The 14,275-nt window shown below is 62.5% G+C and carries 12 protein-coding genes; 7 read left to right on the forward strand and 5 right to left on the reverse strand.

Going from position 1 to position 14,275, the window contains the following annotated elements; translation table 11 throughout:
* Nucleotide 1: 1 nt before the first annotated feature.
* From BLU35_RS01475 to BLU35_RS01500, 5 genes are all read left to right on the forward strand, one after another.
* Nucleotides 2-1,147, forward strand: a complete 1,146-nt coding sequence (locus tag BLU35_RS01475; protein WP_093231966.1) for a carbohydrate ABC transporter permease — start codon at nucleotides 2-4, stop codon at nucleotides 1,145-1,147.
* 22 nt (nucleotides 1,148-1,169) lie between these two features.
* Nucleotides 1,170-2,828: a beta-galactosidase BglA gene (gene bglA / locus BLU35_RS01480; RefSeq protein WP_093231967.1), complete on the forward strand. Its 1,659-nt coding sequence runs from the start codon at nucleotides 1,170-1,172 to the stop codon at nucleotides 2,826-2,828.
* 59 nt (nucleotides 2,829-2,887) lie between these two features.
* A complete protein-coding gene (locus BLU35_RS01485; protein WP_058320484.1) occupies nucleotides 2,888-3,976 on the forward strand; it encodes an ABC transporter ATP-binding protein in 1,089 nt (362 codons plus the stop codon).
* 285 nt (nucleotides 3,977-4,261) lie between these two features.
* Nucleotides 4,262-4,672, forward strand: a complete 411-nt coding sequence (locus tag BLU35_RS01495) for a hypothetical protein (protein WP_057251024.1) — start codon at nucleotides 4,262-4,264, stop codon at nucleotides 4,670-4,672.
* A 169-nt stretch (nucleotides 4,673-4,841) separates the two neighbouring features.
* Nucleotides 4,842-5,126, forward strand: a complete 285-nt coding sequence (locus tag BLU35_RS01500; protein ID WP_286161423.1) for a GFA family protein — start codon at nucleotides 4,842-4,844, stop codon at nucleotides 5,124-5,126.
* Between the two features lie 95 nt (nucleotides 5,127-5,221).
* Here BLU35_RS01500 and edd read toward each other — a convergent pair whose 3' ends face one another.
* The 5 genes from edd to BLU35_RS01525 form a co-directional block, all read right to left on the reverse strand.
* Nucleotides 5,222-7,042, reverse strand: a complete 1,821-nt coding sequence (edd, locus tag BLU35_RS01505; RefSeq protein WP_058325399.1) for a phosphogluconate dehydratase — start codon at nucleotides 7,040-7,042, stop codon at nucleotides 5,222-5,224.
* Between the two features lie 195 nt (nucleotides 7,043-7,237).
* Complete coding sequence (pgl, locus tag BLU35_RS01510; protein ID WP_057251018.1) at nucleotides 7,238-7,936, reverse strand: 6-phosphogluconolactonase; 699 nt, start codon at nucleotides 7,934-7,936, stop codon at nucleotides 7,238-7,240.
* A gap of 8 nt (nucleotides 7,937-7,944) precedes the next feature.
* Nucleotides 7,945-9,420, reverse strand: a complete 1,476-nt coding sequence (gene zwf, locus BLU35_RS01515) for a glucose-6-phosphate dehydrogenase (protein WP_057251016.1) — start codon at nucleotides 9,418-9,420, stop codon at nucleotides 7,945-7,947.
* Nucleotides 9,421-9,516: 96 nt separating this feature from the next.
* Nucleotides 9,517-10,803, reverse strand: coding sequence for an NAD(P)/FAD-dependent oxidoreductase (locus BLU35_RS01520; RefSeq protein WP_093231968.1), 1,287 nt, complete (start codon nucleotides 10,801-10,803; stop codon nucleotides 9,517-9,519).
* Between the two features lie 15 nt (nucleotides 10,804-10,818).
* Nucleotides 10,819-12,255, reverse strand: a complete 1,437-nt coding sequence (locus tag BLU35_RS01525; protein WP_057251012.1) for a glutamine synthetase family protein — start codon at nucleotides 12,253-12,255, stop codon at nucleotides 10,819-10,821.
* Between the two features lie 124 nt (nucleotides 12,256-12,379).
* Here BLU35_RS01525 and BLU35_RS01530 point away from each other — a divergent pair, with 124 nt between their 5' ends.
* Together BLU35_RS01530 and BLU35_RS35515 are read left to right on the forward strand one after the other, a co-directional pair.
* The gene (locus BLU35_RS01530; RefSeq protein ID WP_058325401.1) at nucleotides 12,380-13,564 is read left to right on the forward strand and encodes a BaiN/RdsA family NAD(P)/FAD-dependent oxidoreductase; all 1,185 of its coding nucleotides are present in this window, start codon (nucleotides 12,380-12,382) and stop codon (nucleotides 13,562-13,564) included.
* A gap of 235 nt (nucleotides 13,565-13,799) precedes the next feature.
* Nucleotides 13,800-13,946: a hypothetical protein gene (locus BLU35_RS35515; RefSeq protein ID WP_176907103.1), complete on the forward strand. Its 147-nt coding sequence runs from the start codon at nucleotides 13,800-13,802 to the stop codon at nucleotides 13,944-13,946.
* The last annotated feature ends 329 nt before the right edge of the window (nucleotides 13,947-14,275 follow it).

The following is a 14,275-nucleotide window of genomic DNA, read 5'->3' on the forward strand; positions in this document are numbered from 1 at the left end:
GATGAATCCAGCGACACGCTCACCCCTCATGTGGGTCGTCCACCTCTCGGTCCTTTTGATCGTCGCGCTCTGGACGTTGCCGACCGCCGGCCTGTTGATCTCGTCTCTGCGCGACAAGGATCAGCTCGCCGTTTCCGGCTGGTGGACCGCACTTTCGACCTCGTCGCAGAACACCGTCGTCCGTGCGCCAGGCCCAGAAAGCCAGGTCGAGCGCGAAGGCAAGTTCGTGATCTCCGGCAACCTGCTCGAAGGTCAGCCGGGCCAAATCTCCGCCTTCGGCTTTAACAGCCGCGAGCCGACTGCGTTCAAGGCCGGCGAAACCGCCGAACTCAACGACGGCGAAAAGCTGACCGTTCAGGCCGACGGCAATTTCGAGATCGTTTCCGACAAGAAGATGGAGGGTTCGCGCGGCCAGCGCGTCTTCGTCACCGCGTCTTCGCCGCCGCGCTTTACCTTCGACAACTATGTCGAGGTGTTAAGCGCTGAGGGCATCGGCCGCTCCTTCATCAATTCGCTCACGGTTGCCGTACCCGCGACGATCATCCCGATCATGATCGCGGCCTTCGCCGCCTATGCGCTTGCCTGGATGCCGTTCCCCGGCCGGGCGATCCTGATCGCCGTGGTCGTCGGTCTTCTCGTCGTGCCGCTGCAGATGTCGCTGATCCCGCTGCTGAAGCTCTACAACGGCGTTGGCACGATCCTGGGCGTGCCGGCCAAGACCTATGTCGGCATCTGGCTGGCCCATACCGGGTTCGGCCTGCCGCTGGCGATCTATCTGCTTCGCAACTACATGGCCGGCCTGCCGCGCGAAATCATGGAATCCGCCCGCGTCGACGGTGCCAGCGATTTCGATATCTTCGTCAAGATCATTCTGCCGCTGTCCTTCCCGGCGCTCGCCTCCTTCGCGATCTTCCAGTTCCTGTGGACCTGGAACGACCTGCTGGTGGCGATCGTGTTCCTGGGCGCAGGCCCCGATGAACTGGTTCTGACCGGCCGGCTCGTCAACCTGCTGGGCTCGCGCGGCGGCAACTGGGAAATCCTGACGGCTTCCGCCTTCATTACCATCATCGTTCCGCTGATCGTCTTCTTCAGCTTGCAGCGCTATCTCGTGCGCGGTCTGCTGGCGGGCTCGGTCAAGGGCGGCTGACTATCAAGGACCTCCAGAGAAAATGAGCATGACCGAAATGAGCACTTCCACTTTGCAGCCGGATCGGGACTGGTGGCGCGGCGCGGTGATCTACCAGATCTACCCGCGCTCCTACCAGGACTCCAACGGCGACGGCATCGGCGACCTCAAGGGCATCGTTGCCCGGTTGCCGCACATTGCCGCCCTCGGCGCCGACGCAATCTGGATTTCGCCGTTCTTCACCTCGCCGATGAAGGACTTCGGTTACGACGTCTCCAATTACACCGATGTCGACCAGATCTTCGGCAGCCTTGCCGATTTCGACTCCGTGATCGCGGAAGCGCACCGCCTCGGCATCCGGGTGATGATCGACCTCGTTCTTTCGCATACCTCGGATCAGCATCCCTGGTTCGTCGAAAGCCGCGCAAGCCGGACCAACGCCAAGGCCGACTGGTACGTCTGGGCCGACTCCAAGCCGGATGGCACCCCGCCTAACAACTGGCTGTCGATCTTCGGCGGCTCGGCCTGGGCATGGGATCCGACGCGCCTGCAATATTACCTGCACAACTTCCTGACCTCGCAGCCGGATCTCAACCTGCACAATACGGAAGTTCAGGAAGCGCTGCTTGGTGTCGAGCGTTTCTGGCTGGAGCGCGGCGTCGACGGCTTCCGCCTCGATACCATCAACTTCTACTTCCACGACAAGCAGCTGCGCGACAATCCGGCGCTGGCGCCGGAACGCCGCAACGCCCAGACCGCACCGGCGGTCAACCCGTACAACTATCAGGAACATCTCTACGATAAGAACCAGCCGGAGAACCTGGCATTCCTGAAGCGGTTCCGCGCCGTCATGGACGAGTTTCCGGCGATTGCCGCTGTTGGCGAGGTCGGTGACAGCCAGCGCGGCCTGGAGATCGCCGGCGAATACACTTCCGGCGGCGACAAGATGCAGATGTGCTACGCCTTCGAATTCCTAGCGCCCGATCCGCTGACACCGGCGACCGTCGCCGAGGTTCTCCGCAATTTCCAGAAGGCAGCGCCCGAGGGCTGGGCCTGCTGGGCCTTCTCCAACCATGACGTCGTGCGCCATGTCAGCCGCTGGGGCGCTGGCGTTGCCGATCGCGACGCGCATGCAAAGCTGCTTGCGAGCCTCTTGATGTCGCTGCGCGGCTCGGTCTGCATCTATCAGGGCGAGGAGCTGGCGCTGAGCGAAGCCGAACTCGCCTATGAGGACCTGAAGGATCCCTATGGCATCCAGTTCTGGCCCGACTTCAAGGGCCGCGATGGCTGCCGTACACCGATGGTCTGGGACGGATCCGCGGTCAATGGCGGCTTCGGCAGCGCGAAACCCTGGCTGCCCGTGCCGGCAGAGCACCTCCAACGCGCCGTATCGGCGCAGCAGGGCGACCAGGCGTCGGTGCTCGAGCACTACCGCCGCTTCCTGCATTTCCGCAAGGCGCATCCGGCTTTTGCCAAGGGCGAGATCGAGTTCCTGAACACGGATGGACAGGTGCTCGCCTTCGTGCGCAGCTATGGCAACGAGAAGCTTTTCTGCCTGTTCAACATGAGCGGTACGCCGGCTGCGGCCACGCTGCCGAACGAACCGGTCGCCGCGCTTGAAGGGCACGGCTTTGCAGCCGAGGTGAAGGACAGAACGGTCAACCTGCCGGCCTGGGGCGCGTACTTCGCCCGGTTGGTGTGACGCCGGCTGAACAATGATGAGAGCAAGAACTGACGGGAAGAACCGAAGGGGAGGGTGCAATGACGGGTCTGCTGCTTAAAGATATCCGCAAGTCCTACGGCGCGGTCGATGTCATTCACGGCATCAATCTCGACATCAAGCAGGGCGAGTTCATCGTCTTCGTCGGTCCGTCCGGCTGCGGAAAGTCGACGCTGCTGCGCATGATCGCGGGTCTCGAGGAGATCACCGGCGGCGACATGTTCATCGATGGCGAGCGCGTCAACACCGTGCCGCCGTCGAAGCGCGGCATCGCCATGGTGTTCCAGTCCTATGCGCTCTATCCGCATATGACCGTCTACGACAACATGGCCTTCGGCATGCGGATTGCCAAGGAATCGAAAGAGGAGATCGACCGGCGCGTGCGCGCGGCCGCCGATATCCTGCAGCTCACCAAATACCTTGATCGTCTGCCGAAAGCGCTTTCGGGCGGTCAACGCCAGCGCGTTGCGATCGGCCGGGCGATCTGCCGCGACCCCAAGGTCTTCTTGTTCGATGAGCCGCTGTCGAACCTCGACGCGGCCTTGCGCGTTGCCACCCGCATCGAGATCGCCAAGCTCAACGAGCAGATGGCTGATACCACGATGATCTATGTCACCCACGACCAGGTGGAGGCGATGACGCTCGCCGACCGCATCGTCGTGCTGTCGCAGGGCCATATCGAGCAGGTGGGTGCGCCGCTGGAACTTTACGAGCGGCCGGCCAATCTCTTCGTCGCGCGCTTCATCGGCTCGCCGGCGATGAACATCATCCCCTCGGCGATTACCGCCACCGGCGCGCAGACCACGGTGAAGCTGACCGGCGGCAAGAGCGTCACGCTCGATATAGCCACGGACGCATCGCAGAACGGCAAGATGGCGAGCTTCGGCGTCCGGCCGGAAGACCTGCAGGTCTCCACTGGCGAGGACTTCCTGTTCGAGGGCACGGTCGCCATCGTCGAGGCACTTGGCGAAGTGACGCTGCTCTATATCGAAGGTCTGGTCGACAAGGAGCCGATCATCGCCAAGATCCCCGGCATCCTGCCGGTTCATCGCGGCGACAAGGTGCGCTTCACCGCCGACAAGGCCAAACTGCACCTGTTCGATGCTGACGGTCGCAGCTATCGCGCCTAAGCAATTCCAGGAAAAGTGCGCAGCGGTTTTCCGTCCGGAATTGCGGCCTGGAAGATCAATTCCAGGAAAAGTGCGTAGCGGTTTTCCGTCCGGACTTGCGGCTTGGAAGATCAGTTCCAGGAGAGGTGCGTAGCGGCCCTCCGTCCGGATTTGTCTAACGAACAGATGGTCATCTCGACCCGCCCGTAAAATCGGGCGGGTTTTTTCAATGCAACCTACGGATCAAACCCTCTGTTAAATCTCTGCCGCTAATCTGTTTCAAAAGGGGATAGGAAAGGCATATCGATGAGAGGCGCGGCGCCCGCAATGCAGCAGCACTTCCTGAACAAGGAAGAGTCCTTCATGTACGATCGGGAAGCGAACTTTCCGATGGAGGACACACGGAACGAGGCGCGCATCGAATATACCGAGAAGGGCATGACGCAGCTGAGTTCCCGCCGCTGCGAGATCATCAAGCTCTCCAAAAGCGGCGCCGTCATCAGTATCCTGACGCAGTATCAGCTTCCGCAGAACTTCTATCTCGATATCCCGAGTGCCCGCATCCAGATGGTCGGCTGCCTGCTGAAGCGCGTGCATGCCAACAACGTCATCGAAGCGCGGTTCCTCCGCCTGCTGACCGACCGCGATCTCAATCGGATCTTCGTTTACAGCACCCATCCGAACCATCGCAACCGAACGCTCGATATCTATCGCTGAGGCCGAACGCGGCTTGAGGTGTGGGGCTTGACCGTCCTGTCGGCGCAATGAATGGTTGCGGTCTTCTTCAACAGACTCGGACCGGAACCATGCAGCGACCCTATCGGCTTTCCTGCCATTGCGGCGACATCGCAGTCGAGGTTGACGAGGAGCTTTCTGGCCTCGTCGAATGCAACTGTTCGACCTGCCGGCGCTCCGGCTTCCTTCATTGGAAGGTGGACGCCGCCAAGGTGAAGCTGCTCACCGAGAAACGTCGCCTGTCGAGCTACATCTGGCGCGGTCTCAAGAGGGCCATCACTTCTGCCCGACCTGCTCGACGCCGATCATGCGCGGCGGCTATCCGGACAACAAGATCTCCATCAATGCCCGCTGCATCGAAGGAGTCGATGTATTTACGCTGGAGATCGAGCGCTACGATGGGCGCAATGACATGTTCCCCGGTCCGCTGCCGTAAGCGGGCAGTGAGGGCGGAGAGCTTGCCGCTGCCTCGAAGAAAAGTTCGCTAGAAAAGGGCGCCGCCCCGGCTGAGGAGGCGGCGCTATTTGCGTCCTAGTGGAAAAGAACGCTCGCTCCATGGTCGGCAGCGCCTGCAATCGCCCGGAACGGCGCGAAAAGCTCACGGCCCATGCCGAAATCGTTGTCCGAGAGGTCGGCATGCGCAGGTACCCGCGTCTTCAGCGCGATGTCCTCGACCAGCACCTCGATCGTCCCGGCGACCGCGTCGATGCGCACGATGTCGCCTTCCTGGATGCGGGCGATCGGCCCACCGTCCTTGGCTTCCGGGGTGACGTGGATTGCCGCCGGCACCTTGCCGGAGGCGCCGGACATGCGCCCGTCGGTGAGGATGGCGACGCGCTGGCCGCGATCCTGCAGGATGCCGAGCACGGTCGTCAGCTTGTGCAGCTCCGGCATTCCGTTCGCCTTTGGGCCCTGGAAGCGCACGACGGCGACGAAATCGCCCTCGAGCTTGCCCGCCTTGAAGGCGGCATTGAGCTCGGCCTGGTCGTGGAAGATCTTGGCCGGGGCCTCGATGACGTGGCGATCCGGTTTCACGGCTGAAATCTTGATGACCGCCTTGCCGAGATTGCCGGTCAGCATCTTCAGGCCGCCGGTATGCTGGAAGGGTTGGTCGATGGTCGCAAGCACCTTCGGGTCGGCGCTTTCCTTCGGTGTCGGCACGCGCTCGACGCCGCCGTCGGCTCCAAGCCGAACGTCGATCTTGTAGGCATCGAGGCCCTGGCCGACGACGGTGTGCACGTCATCGTGCAGCAGCCCGCCCCGCAGCAACTGGCTGATCAGGAAGCCCATGCCGCCGGCGGCATGGAAGTGGTTCACATCGGCAAGGCCGTTCGGATAGACGCGCGCGAGTAGCGGCACGATATCCGAAAGCTCGGAGATATCCTGCCAGGTGAGCACGATGCCCGCGGCACGCGCCATGGCGACGAGGTGCATCGTGTGGTTGGTCGAGCCGCCGGTCGCATGCAGGCCGACGACGCCGTTGACGATCGAGCGCTCGTCGATCATCTCGCCGGCGGGGGTGAACTCGTTGCCCATGGCGGTGATCGCCAGCGCCCGCTTGGCGGCTTCCTTCGTCAGCGCGTCGCGCAGCGGCGTGCCGGGATTGATGAAGGAGGCGCCGGGCAGGTGGAAGCCCATGATCTCCATCAGCATCTGGTTGGAATTGGCCGTGCCATAGAACGTGCAGGTGCCCGGCCCGTGGTAGGACTTGGACTCTGCTTCGAGAAGTTCGTCGCGGCCGACCTTGCCTTCGGCGAAGAGCTGGCGCACCCGCGCCTTCTCGTCGTTCGGGAGGCCCGAGGTCATCGGACCTGCGGGCACGAAGATGGCGGGCAGATGGCCGAAGGTCAGCGCCGCAATGACGAGACCCGGTACGATCTTGTCGCAGACGCCGAGATAGACGGTGGAATCGAACATGTTGTGCGACAGGCCGACGCCGGCAGCCATGGCGATCAGGTCGCGCGAGAAGAGCGAGAGCTCCATGCCCGGCTGCCCCTGGGTGACGCCATCGCACATGGCCGGCACACCGCCGGCAACCTGTGCGACGCCGCCCGCTTCGCGCGCCGCATCGCGGATGAGCGCCGGATAGGTCTCGAACGGCTGGTGCGCCGAGAGCATGTCATTATAGGAGGTGATGATGCCGAGATTGGCCACGCGGTCGCCCGCAAGCGCCACCTTCTCGGCGGGGGAACAGACGGCAAACCCGTGCGCTAGGTTGCCGCAGCCGAGCACGCTGCGGTGCGGGCCGCTCGACGCCGCCCGGCGGACGCGGTCGAGATAGGGTTCGCGGTGCGGTTTCGAGCGCTCGACGATGCGAGCGGTGATCGCGGCAATGCGGGAATCGGCGGACATGGCAAATCCTGTTCCGGAGCCTTGAAGCTCCTCATCTTCATCCAGTCATCGGTCCGGAGCGCGGCGAGCTTGGGAGAGCGCACGTCGCGTCCCGGCATGTTCTCAGAAACACTTTCCCGTTCCGGCGGGAGCGCGCCACCGGCTGAACGTGTCTCCACTTTGATATTGGGCCAATTCAACCCAACAGCAGTCGATCTACGGCGCCCAATAAATCTGCACCGGCGATGCGGCACGGCGCAGCATCGCGCGGATCGGCATGTCCTTCTCGTCGCCGGCCTCTTCAGCCTTGGCGAGAACGGTCTTCTTGCCTTCGCCTTCGATGTGCAGCACCAGAAGCCGCGCATCCTGAAGGCTGGCGAAGGTCAGCGTCAGGCGGGTTTCGCCGGCACCTTCCGCCTCCATGGTGATCACGCCGCGCGGCGTCGCCGGATCGATGGCACGCGCGAGTTGCGATCCGCCCGGGAAGAACGACGCGGTGTGCCCGTCCGTTCCCATGCCGAGAATGGCGACGTCGAACGGCGCGCCGATTGCTGCCGTTTCCCGGCTTGCGATTTCAGCGGCCGCCTCGGCGGTCGGGGCCGCATGGTAGAGCGGCAGGAACTTGGCCGCGGCCGCCTTGTCCTGAAGCAGGTTGCTGGCAACCAGGCCATGGTTGGAGCGATCACTTTCCGGCGGCACGAAACGTTCGTCAACGAGCGTCACGGTTACCTTGTCCCAGGCGATGTCCTTTTTGGACAGCGCCTTGAAGAAAGCCTTGGGGGTCGAGCCGCCGGAGACTGCGATGCTCGCCGAACCGCGTGCTGCAATGCCGGCAGAAAGTGCGCTGCTTACGGCGTCAGCCAAGCCCTCTGCGAGTGCCGCACCGTTTTCAAATGTATGAAGCTCTGTCGTCATGGTCGCACCTATATCGCATCGTTCCAAGTGCGGCCGTCGCGCTCGATCAGCGCGATCGACTGGCTCGGACCCCAGGTGCCGGCGGTATAGCCCTGAACCTGCTGCCCGGTTTCCTCCCAGGCCTTCAGGATCGGGTCGACCCACTTCCATGCGGCCTCGACCTCGTCGCGGCGTACGAACAGCGTCTGGTTGTTGCGGACGACGTCGAAGAGCAGCCGCTCATAGGCGTCGGCATTGCGCACGGCAAATGCCTCGGCAAAGCTCATATCGAGCGAAACGTTACGCAGGCGCATGCCGCCCGGGCCAGGATCCTTGATCATCAGCGACTGCTTCACGCCTTCGTTCGGCTGCAGGCGAATGACCAGCTGGTTGGCGGAGATACGGCCGGCGTTGTTGTCGAAGATCGAGTGCGGAATCTGCTTGAAGGTGATGACGATTTCCGACATGCGGCCGGCAAGGCGCTTGCCTGTACGGATGTAGAAGGGCACGCCGGCCCAGCGCCAGTTGCTGACCTCGGCCTTGATCGCCACGAAGGTCTCGGTGTTCGAAACGCCGCCTTCGAGCTCTTCGAGATAGCCCTTGACCGGACCGCCGGCAGAGGCGCCGGCGCGGTACTGGCCGCGCACCGTCACCTGTTCGACGTTGGACGAGGTGATCGGCTTCAGCGCGCGCAGAACCTTGAGCTTTTCGTCGCGGACCGCTTCCGCGTCCATCGAGGTCGGCGCTTCCATGGCGACGAAGCAGACGAGCTGCAGAATGTGGTTCTGCACCATGTCGCGCAGCGCGCCGGCCTTGTCGTAATAGCCGGCGCGGTTTTCGAGGCCGACGGCTTCCGCCACGGTGATCTGCACGTGGTCGATATGGGCGGAGTTCCACAGCGGCTCGTAGAGCGCATTGGCAAAGCGCAGCGCCATCAGGTTCTGCACCGTCTCCTTGCCGAGATAGTGATCGATGCGGAAGATCTGCTCTTCGCGGAAGACCTTGCCGATCGTGTCGTTGAGCTCGGTCGCCGATGCGAGGTCGCGGCCGATCGGCTTTTCGACGACGATGCGGGTATTCTTGGTGATCAGCTTGTGATCGCGGATGCGTTCGGAAATGTCGCCGAAGATCGCCGGGCCGACGGCGAGATAGAAGGCGCGGATACGCTCCTTGCCCTCTTCGAGGATCTTCTTCAGCGCATCCCAGCCCTGGTCCGATTTGGCGTCTACAGAAACATAGAACAGGCGCGCGGCGAACTTGGCGACTTCCTCTTCCTTGTACTCATCAGCCTTCAGATGTTCCTTCAGCGCATCGACGGCGAATTTGCGGTAGTCCTCATGGCTGAGTGCTGCGCGCGACGCCCCGATGATGCGGGTCGGCTCGGTGATCTGGCCTTCCAGTTGCCGGTGATAGAGCGCCGGCAACAGCTTGCGCTCCGCAAGATCGCCGGTGCCCCCGAACACCACATAGTCAAATGGTTCGACGGGAATGATCTGGCTGCTCATGGGATATCTCGATCTGTTCAGGTCACGGACACATATAATCTAATCGATTTAAATGCGCTAGGGTGCGGCGCAATAAAATGCCGCCGCGAGGGCTTCTCAGAACCTGTCACGTAATGCGTACCAGCTTAACGCGAGGAAGAGAAGGGCGGAGCGGAACCGCGTACCACCGGGAAAAGCCGGGATTTTCAGGGCTTTCAGCAGATCGAGCTCGGTATCCTTGCCGAGCGCCAGGTCGGCATAGAGCTTGCCGCAATAGTTGGAGAGCATCACGCCGTGGCCGGAATAGCCGCCGATCGAGGTGACGCCGGGCATCACTTCGCGACAGAAGGGCGTGCGCGGCATGGTGATGCCGACCGAGCCGCCCCAGGCATGGGTGATCTCGATATTGGCAAGTTCCGGATAGATCTCGCTGATCTGCCGGCGGATGTGGGTCGAGATATCGAGCGGATTGTCAGCGGTATAGGCCTCGCGGCCGCCGAAGAGCAGCCGCCCGTCCCGCGACTTGCGGAAATAGCGCACGACGAAGCGCGAATCATCGACCGATTCGCCGCCGGGAATGACCTTTGGGTGGTCGGAAAGCACCGTCGTTGCGCCGATGAAGGAGCGGATCGGCATGACGTGGCTGGCGCTCACCGGCTCGAGATTGCCGATATAGGCGTTGCAGGCGACGAGCGCGCGGTCGGCGGTGATCGTGCCGCGGTCGGTGGTGATGACGATCGTGCCGCTTTGGCGCTCGATCTTGGTTGCCTTCGTCTGCTCGAAGAGATTGGCACCGGCAAGGGCGGCCTGTTTCGCAAGGCCGACCAGCAGCTTCATCGGGTGGATATGGCCGGTGCCGGCATCGCGGATGCCGAAGTGGTAGTGGCTCGATCCGAGCCGGCTTGCGGTTTCCTCCCGATCCATGAAGGAGAGATGCGGATAGCCGAAGCGTGTTGCCATCGCTTCCGCATGGTCGCGATAGTCTTTTTCGAGGCTCTTCTTGTGGCCGACCGAGAGCTGGCCGGGCACGAACTCGATGTCGATTTCGTGGGCGCTTGCGAAGTCGAGCACATAGCGCTTGGCATTCTCCGCCATGTCGAAGAGCGCCTGTGCCCGCTCATGACCAAGGCTTTCTTCGGTCTCGTCCGCCCAGGCGCGCTGCCCGGTGCCGAACTGGCCGCCATTGCGGCCAGAGGCACCGTCGCCGAAGCGGCAGGCGTCGATCAAGGTGACGTCGACGCCCTGCCGCGCCAGGTTCCAGGCGGCCTGCAGCCCGGTATAGCCACCGCCGACGATCGCGACGTTGGCTTTCCGCGATCCGGGCATGGCGGGATACTCCGGTCGATCCGGAACGGTCGCCTCATACCAGGAGTAACCGGGCGAGATCGGGCTTTGCCAGGGCATGGAGAACCTCTGAGGTCAGACGTTGAGAAGCAGGAATTCGCGTTCCCAGGGACTGATGACCTGCATGAAGGTTTCGAACTCGCCACGTTTGACGCCGGCATAGATGGCGATGAACTCAGGGCTCAGCACCTCCGCAAGCGATGGTGCCGATTCGAGCAGAGCGACAGCTTCGAGCAGGCCGCGCGGCAGGTCGATCTCGCCCTCGTTGGCCGTGTCCTCGGTCGGTGCCGTCGGCTCCCGCTGTTCGACGATGCCGAGATAGCCGCAGGCAAGCGAGGCCGCGAGCGCCAGATAGGGGTTGGCATCCGAGCTCGGCAGCCGGTTCTCGATGCGCCGGGCGACCGGTTCCGACACCGGGATGCGGAAGGCGGTCGTGCGGTTGTCGTAGCCCCAGGCGGTATTAACGGGCGCCGACATGTCGGGCGTCAACCGGCGGAAGGAGTTCACATAGGGCGCCATCATGACCAGCGTGCGCGGCACGTAGTGCTGCATGCCGCCGATGAAGTGGAAGAATTCCTTCGATGCCGATCCATCCGGGTTGGAGAACAGGTTCCGGCCGGTGTTGATTTCGACCACTGACTGGTGGATGTGCATCGCCGAACCCGGCTGGCCCTGCATCGGCTTGGCCATGAAGGTGGCATAGATGCCGTGTTTCAGCGCCGCCTCGCGGATCGTGCGCTTGAACAGGAAGACCTGGTCGGCCAGCTCGATCGGGTCGCCGTGGCGAAGGTTGATCTCGAGCTGCGCCGGTCCCTCTTCATGGATCAGCGTGTCGATCTCGAGACCCTGCTTCTCGGAGAAGTGATAGATGTCGTCGATCAGCTCGTCGAACTCGTTGATGCCGGCAATTGAATAGCCCTGACCGCCAAGGATCGAGCGACCGGAGCGACCCTTCGGTGGATGCAGGGGATAGTCAGGGTCGTCATTGGTGGCGACGAGGTAGAATTCGATTTCCGGTGCGACGACCGGTTTCCAGCCCTTCTTCTTGTAAAGGTCGACCACGCGCTTCAGGACGTTGCGCGGCGTGTAGCTGATCTGCTCGCCCTGCGAACCGACGATGTCGCAGATCACCTGCGCCGTCGGGTCGGTCTCCCAGGGCACGACCGAAAGCGTCGAGAGATCAGGCACGAGCTTGATGTCGCTGTCGCGCGAATCGTAGCGGAACTGCCCGGTTTCGTCAGGATACTCGCCCGAGATCGTGTGCCGGTAGACGGCCGAGGGGAGCGCCAGCGAGGTGTTGGAAGTGAATTTCGAGGTCGGCATCATCTTGCCGCGCGGCACGCCGGCAAGGTCGGGCGTGATGCATTCGACGTCTTCGATGCCGCGGATCTTGAGCCAGTCCGTGGCTTCCTTCCAGGTCTTCACACCGCGGAGGGAGTGCAAGGCGGGGGGTATTTTCGAAGTTTTGCTGATTTTCGTTGTTTGTTGGGCAGCACTTCTCTTGGAGGGCATAAATCACCGGTTTTGGCTTCGAATGACGCATCATAACCACAGATTGGCAATTGGCTAGATGGGCTTGGTCATTGACTTTCTTCTTTGCCACCGGGAAGGAAAGACAAAAGAGCTGGGGTGTTTCGTGGCTGAGAAGAAGGATGTGGTCATCATCGGTGCCGGTGCCGCGGGCATGATGTGCGCCATCGAAGCGGGCAAGCGCGGCCGCCGCGCGGCTGTGCTCGACCATGCCAAGGCACCCGGCGAGAAGATCCGCATCTCCGGCGGTGGTCGCTGCAACTTCACCAATATCCATGCGGGGCCGAAGAATTTCCTTTCGGCCAACCCACATTTCTGCAAGTCGGCACTGGCGCGTTATACGCCGCGCGATTTCCTGGCCTTGGTCGAAAAGCACGGCATCGCCTGGCACGAAAAGACCCTCGGCCAGCTCTTCTGCGACCACTCGGCCAAGGACATCATAAGGATGCTGCTCGCGGAAATGCGTGATGTGCACGCCGAGTTGCGGCTGGAGACAACGATCGAAAGCGTCGAACGCCACGGGGCGGGCTTCCGCGTCATGACGGATGAGGGGCCTATCGATGCCCAATCGCTCGTCATAGCCAGCGGCGGCAAGTCGATTCCGAAGATGGGTGCGACCGGGCTCGCCTACCGGATCGCCGAGCAGTTCGGCCTTGGCATCGTCGAAACGCGGCCGGGCCTCGTGCCGCTGACCCTCGATCCGGCGCAACTCGAAACGATCGGCGAACTGGCGGGCGTCGCAGCCGACGCCGAAGCCCGGTTCGGCAAGACGGCTTTTCGCGAGGCGGTGCTGATCACCCATCGTGGCCTGAGCGGCCCGGCGATCCTGCAGATCTCTTCCTATTGGCGCGAGGGACAGGAGATCGAGTTGCGGCTGATGCCCGATATCGACATCTCCGCGATCCTCAAGGAGATCCGCCGTACCCACGGTAAGCAGGCGGTGCAGACGGCGCTTGGCGATATCCTGCCGCGCCGGCTCGCACAGTTTTTCGCCGACGGCGCGAAGCTGACCGGCCGTCAGCTTGCCGACCTCTCGGACAAGACGATCAACCAGCTTTCGTCTTCGATCCAGGCCTGGACGATCAAGCCCGCCGGATCGGAAGGCTATCGCACGGCCGAGGTCACGCTCGGCGGCGTCGATACCAAAGGGCTCGATTCCAAGACGATGCAGGCGAAGGCGGTACCGGGGCTCTACTTCATCGGCGAATGCGTCGATGTGACCGGCTGGCTCGGCGGCTACAATTTCCAATGGGCCTGGGCATCGGGCTTTGCTGCCGGGCAGGACGCCTGATCTCCCCGCTTTTGGTGGGTCGTGCTTCAGCGATTGTTAACGGCTCTGATCGAACCTTTATTCTCGTCGGCACAGCCGGCGGTTGGTGTGATCGGATTGTCGCGTAAACGGAAATAACACTGTTTCCTATTTTTTGACTTTCCTCCGCCACGGCATGGCTGCAATATATGTGTGACTGGCAAGCCGGTACATCCGGGCCGATGGTTGCCGGTGAATGTGACAAGGACAGGATGCCATGAACCAACCACGCCGCCGTCCCCGCGCCATCGCGGTCGCCCGCACCGATGAAAGCCGTCAGCAGAAGGCCGCGATCACGCGCCTCGCCCTCATCGCTTTCTTCGCCGTAGCCGCGCTTGCAGCCCTTCCGGCCCTTTGGTTCTGATCTCAGGCAACCGGCCCTAGACGGCCGGTTCCTCGGGCGCCGTTGAAGCGCCCCGCGCACCTTCGGATTTTCTGCCGCAGGTGAAACGCGCTTATATAAATTTTAATCGTTCAAATTGGATAGTGCGACGATGTGAGTTCGTCAGGTCCACGTTGCCTAGGAGTGGTGACGCGGATCCGCAATGATTGCCGACGGACTTGCGGCGTGCGCCGTATGATTTTCCGAAAAACATCAGCCTGTTTGCGCATCGGGTGGCTCTCGATCGCTCGCACCTTCACGCCCTGTCGTTGAAGGCGGAGACGTCTCGAGCTGCCGGGGGAGGCGAATGC

Origin of the sequence: Sinorhizobium sp. NFACC03, assembly GCF_900103435.1 — a bacterium.
Lineage (GTDB): Bacteria > Pseudomonadota > Alphaproteobacteria > Rhizobiales > Rhizobiaceae > Ensifer.

Excerpts from the sequence above, each read along its gene's own strand:
- zwf (WP_057251016.1), bottom strand. The coding sequence starts at position 9,420 with ATGAGCAGCCAGATCATTCCCGTCGAACCATTTGACTATGTGGTGTTC.
- bglA (WP_093231967.1), top strand. The coding sequence starts at position 1,170 with ATGAGCATGACCGAAATGAGCACTTCCACTTTGCAGCCGGATCGGGAC.
- BLU35_RS01525 (WP_057251012.1), bottom strand. The coding sequence starts at position 12,255 with ATGCCCTCCAAGAGAAGTGCTGCCCAACAAACAACGAAAATCAGCAAA.
- BLU35_RS01475 (WP_093231966.1), top strand. The coding sequence starts at position 2 with ATGAATCCAGCGACACGCTCACCCCTCATGTGGGTCGTCCACCTCTCG.
- BLU35_RS01520 (WP_093231968.1), bottom strand. The coding sequence starts at position 10,803 with ATGCCCTGGCAAAGCCCGATCTCGCCCGGTTACTCCTGGTATGAGGCG.
- edd (WP_058325399.1), bottom strand. The coding sequence starts at position 7,042 with ATGTCCGCCGATTCCCGCATTGCCGCGATCACCGCTCGCATCGTCGAG.
- BLU35_RS01500 (WP_286161423.1), top strand. The coding sequence starts at position 4,842 with ATGCAACTGTTCGACCTGCCGGCGCTCCGGCTTCCTTCATTGGAAGGT.
- BLU35_RS35515 (WP_176907103.1), top strand. The coding sequence starts at position 13,800 with ATGAACCAACCACGCCGCCGTCCCCGCGCCATCGCGGTCGCCCGCACC.
- pgl (WP_057251018.1), bottom strand. The coding sequence starts at position 7,936 with ATGACGACAGAGCTTCATACATTTGAAAACGGTGCGGCACTCGCAGAG.
- BLU35_RS01485 (WP_058320484.1), top strand. The coding sequence starts at position 2,888 with ATGACGGGTCTGCTGCTTAAAGATATCCGCAAGTCCTACGGCGCGGTC.
- BLU35_RS01495 (WP_057251024.1), top strand. The coding sequence starts at position 4,262 with ATGAGAGGCGCGGCGCCCGCAATGCAGCAGCACTTCCTGAACAAGGAA.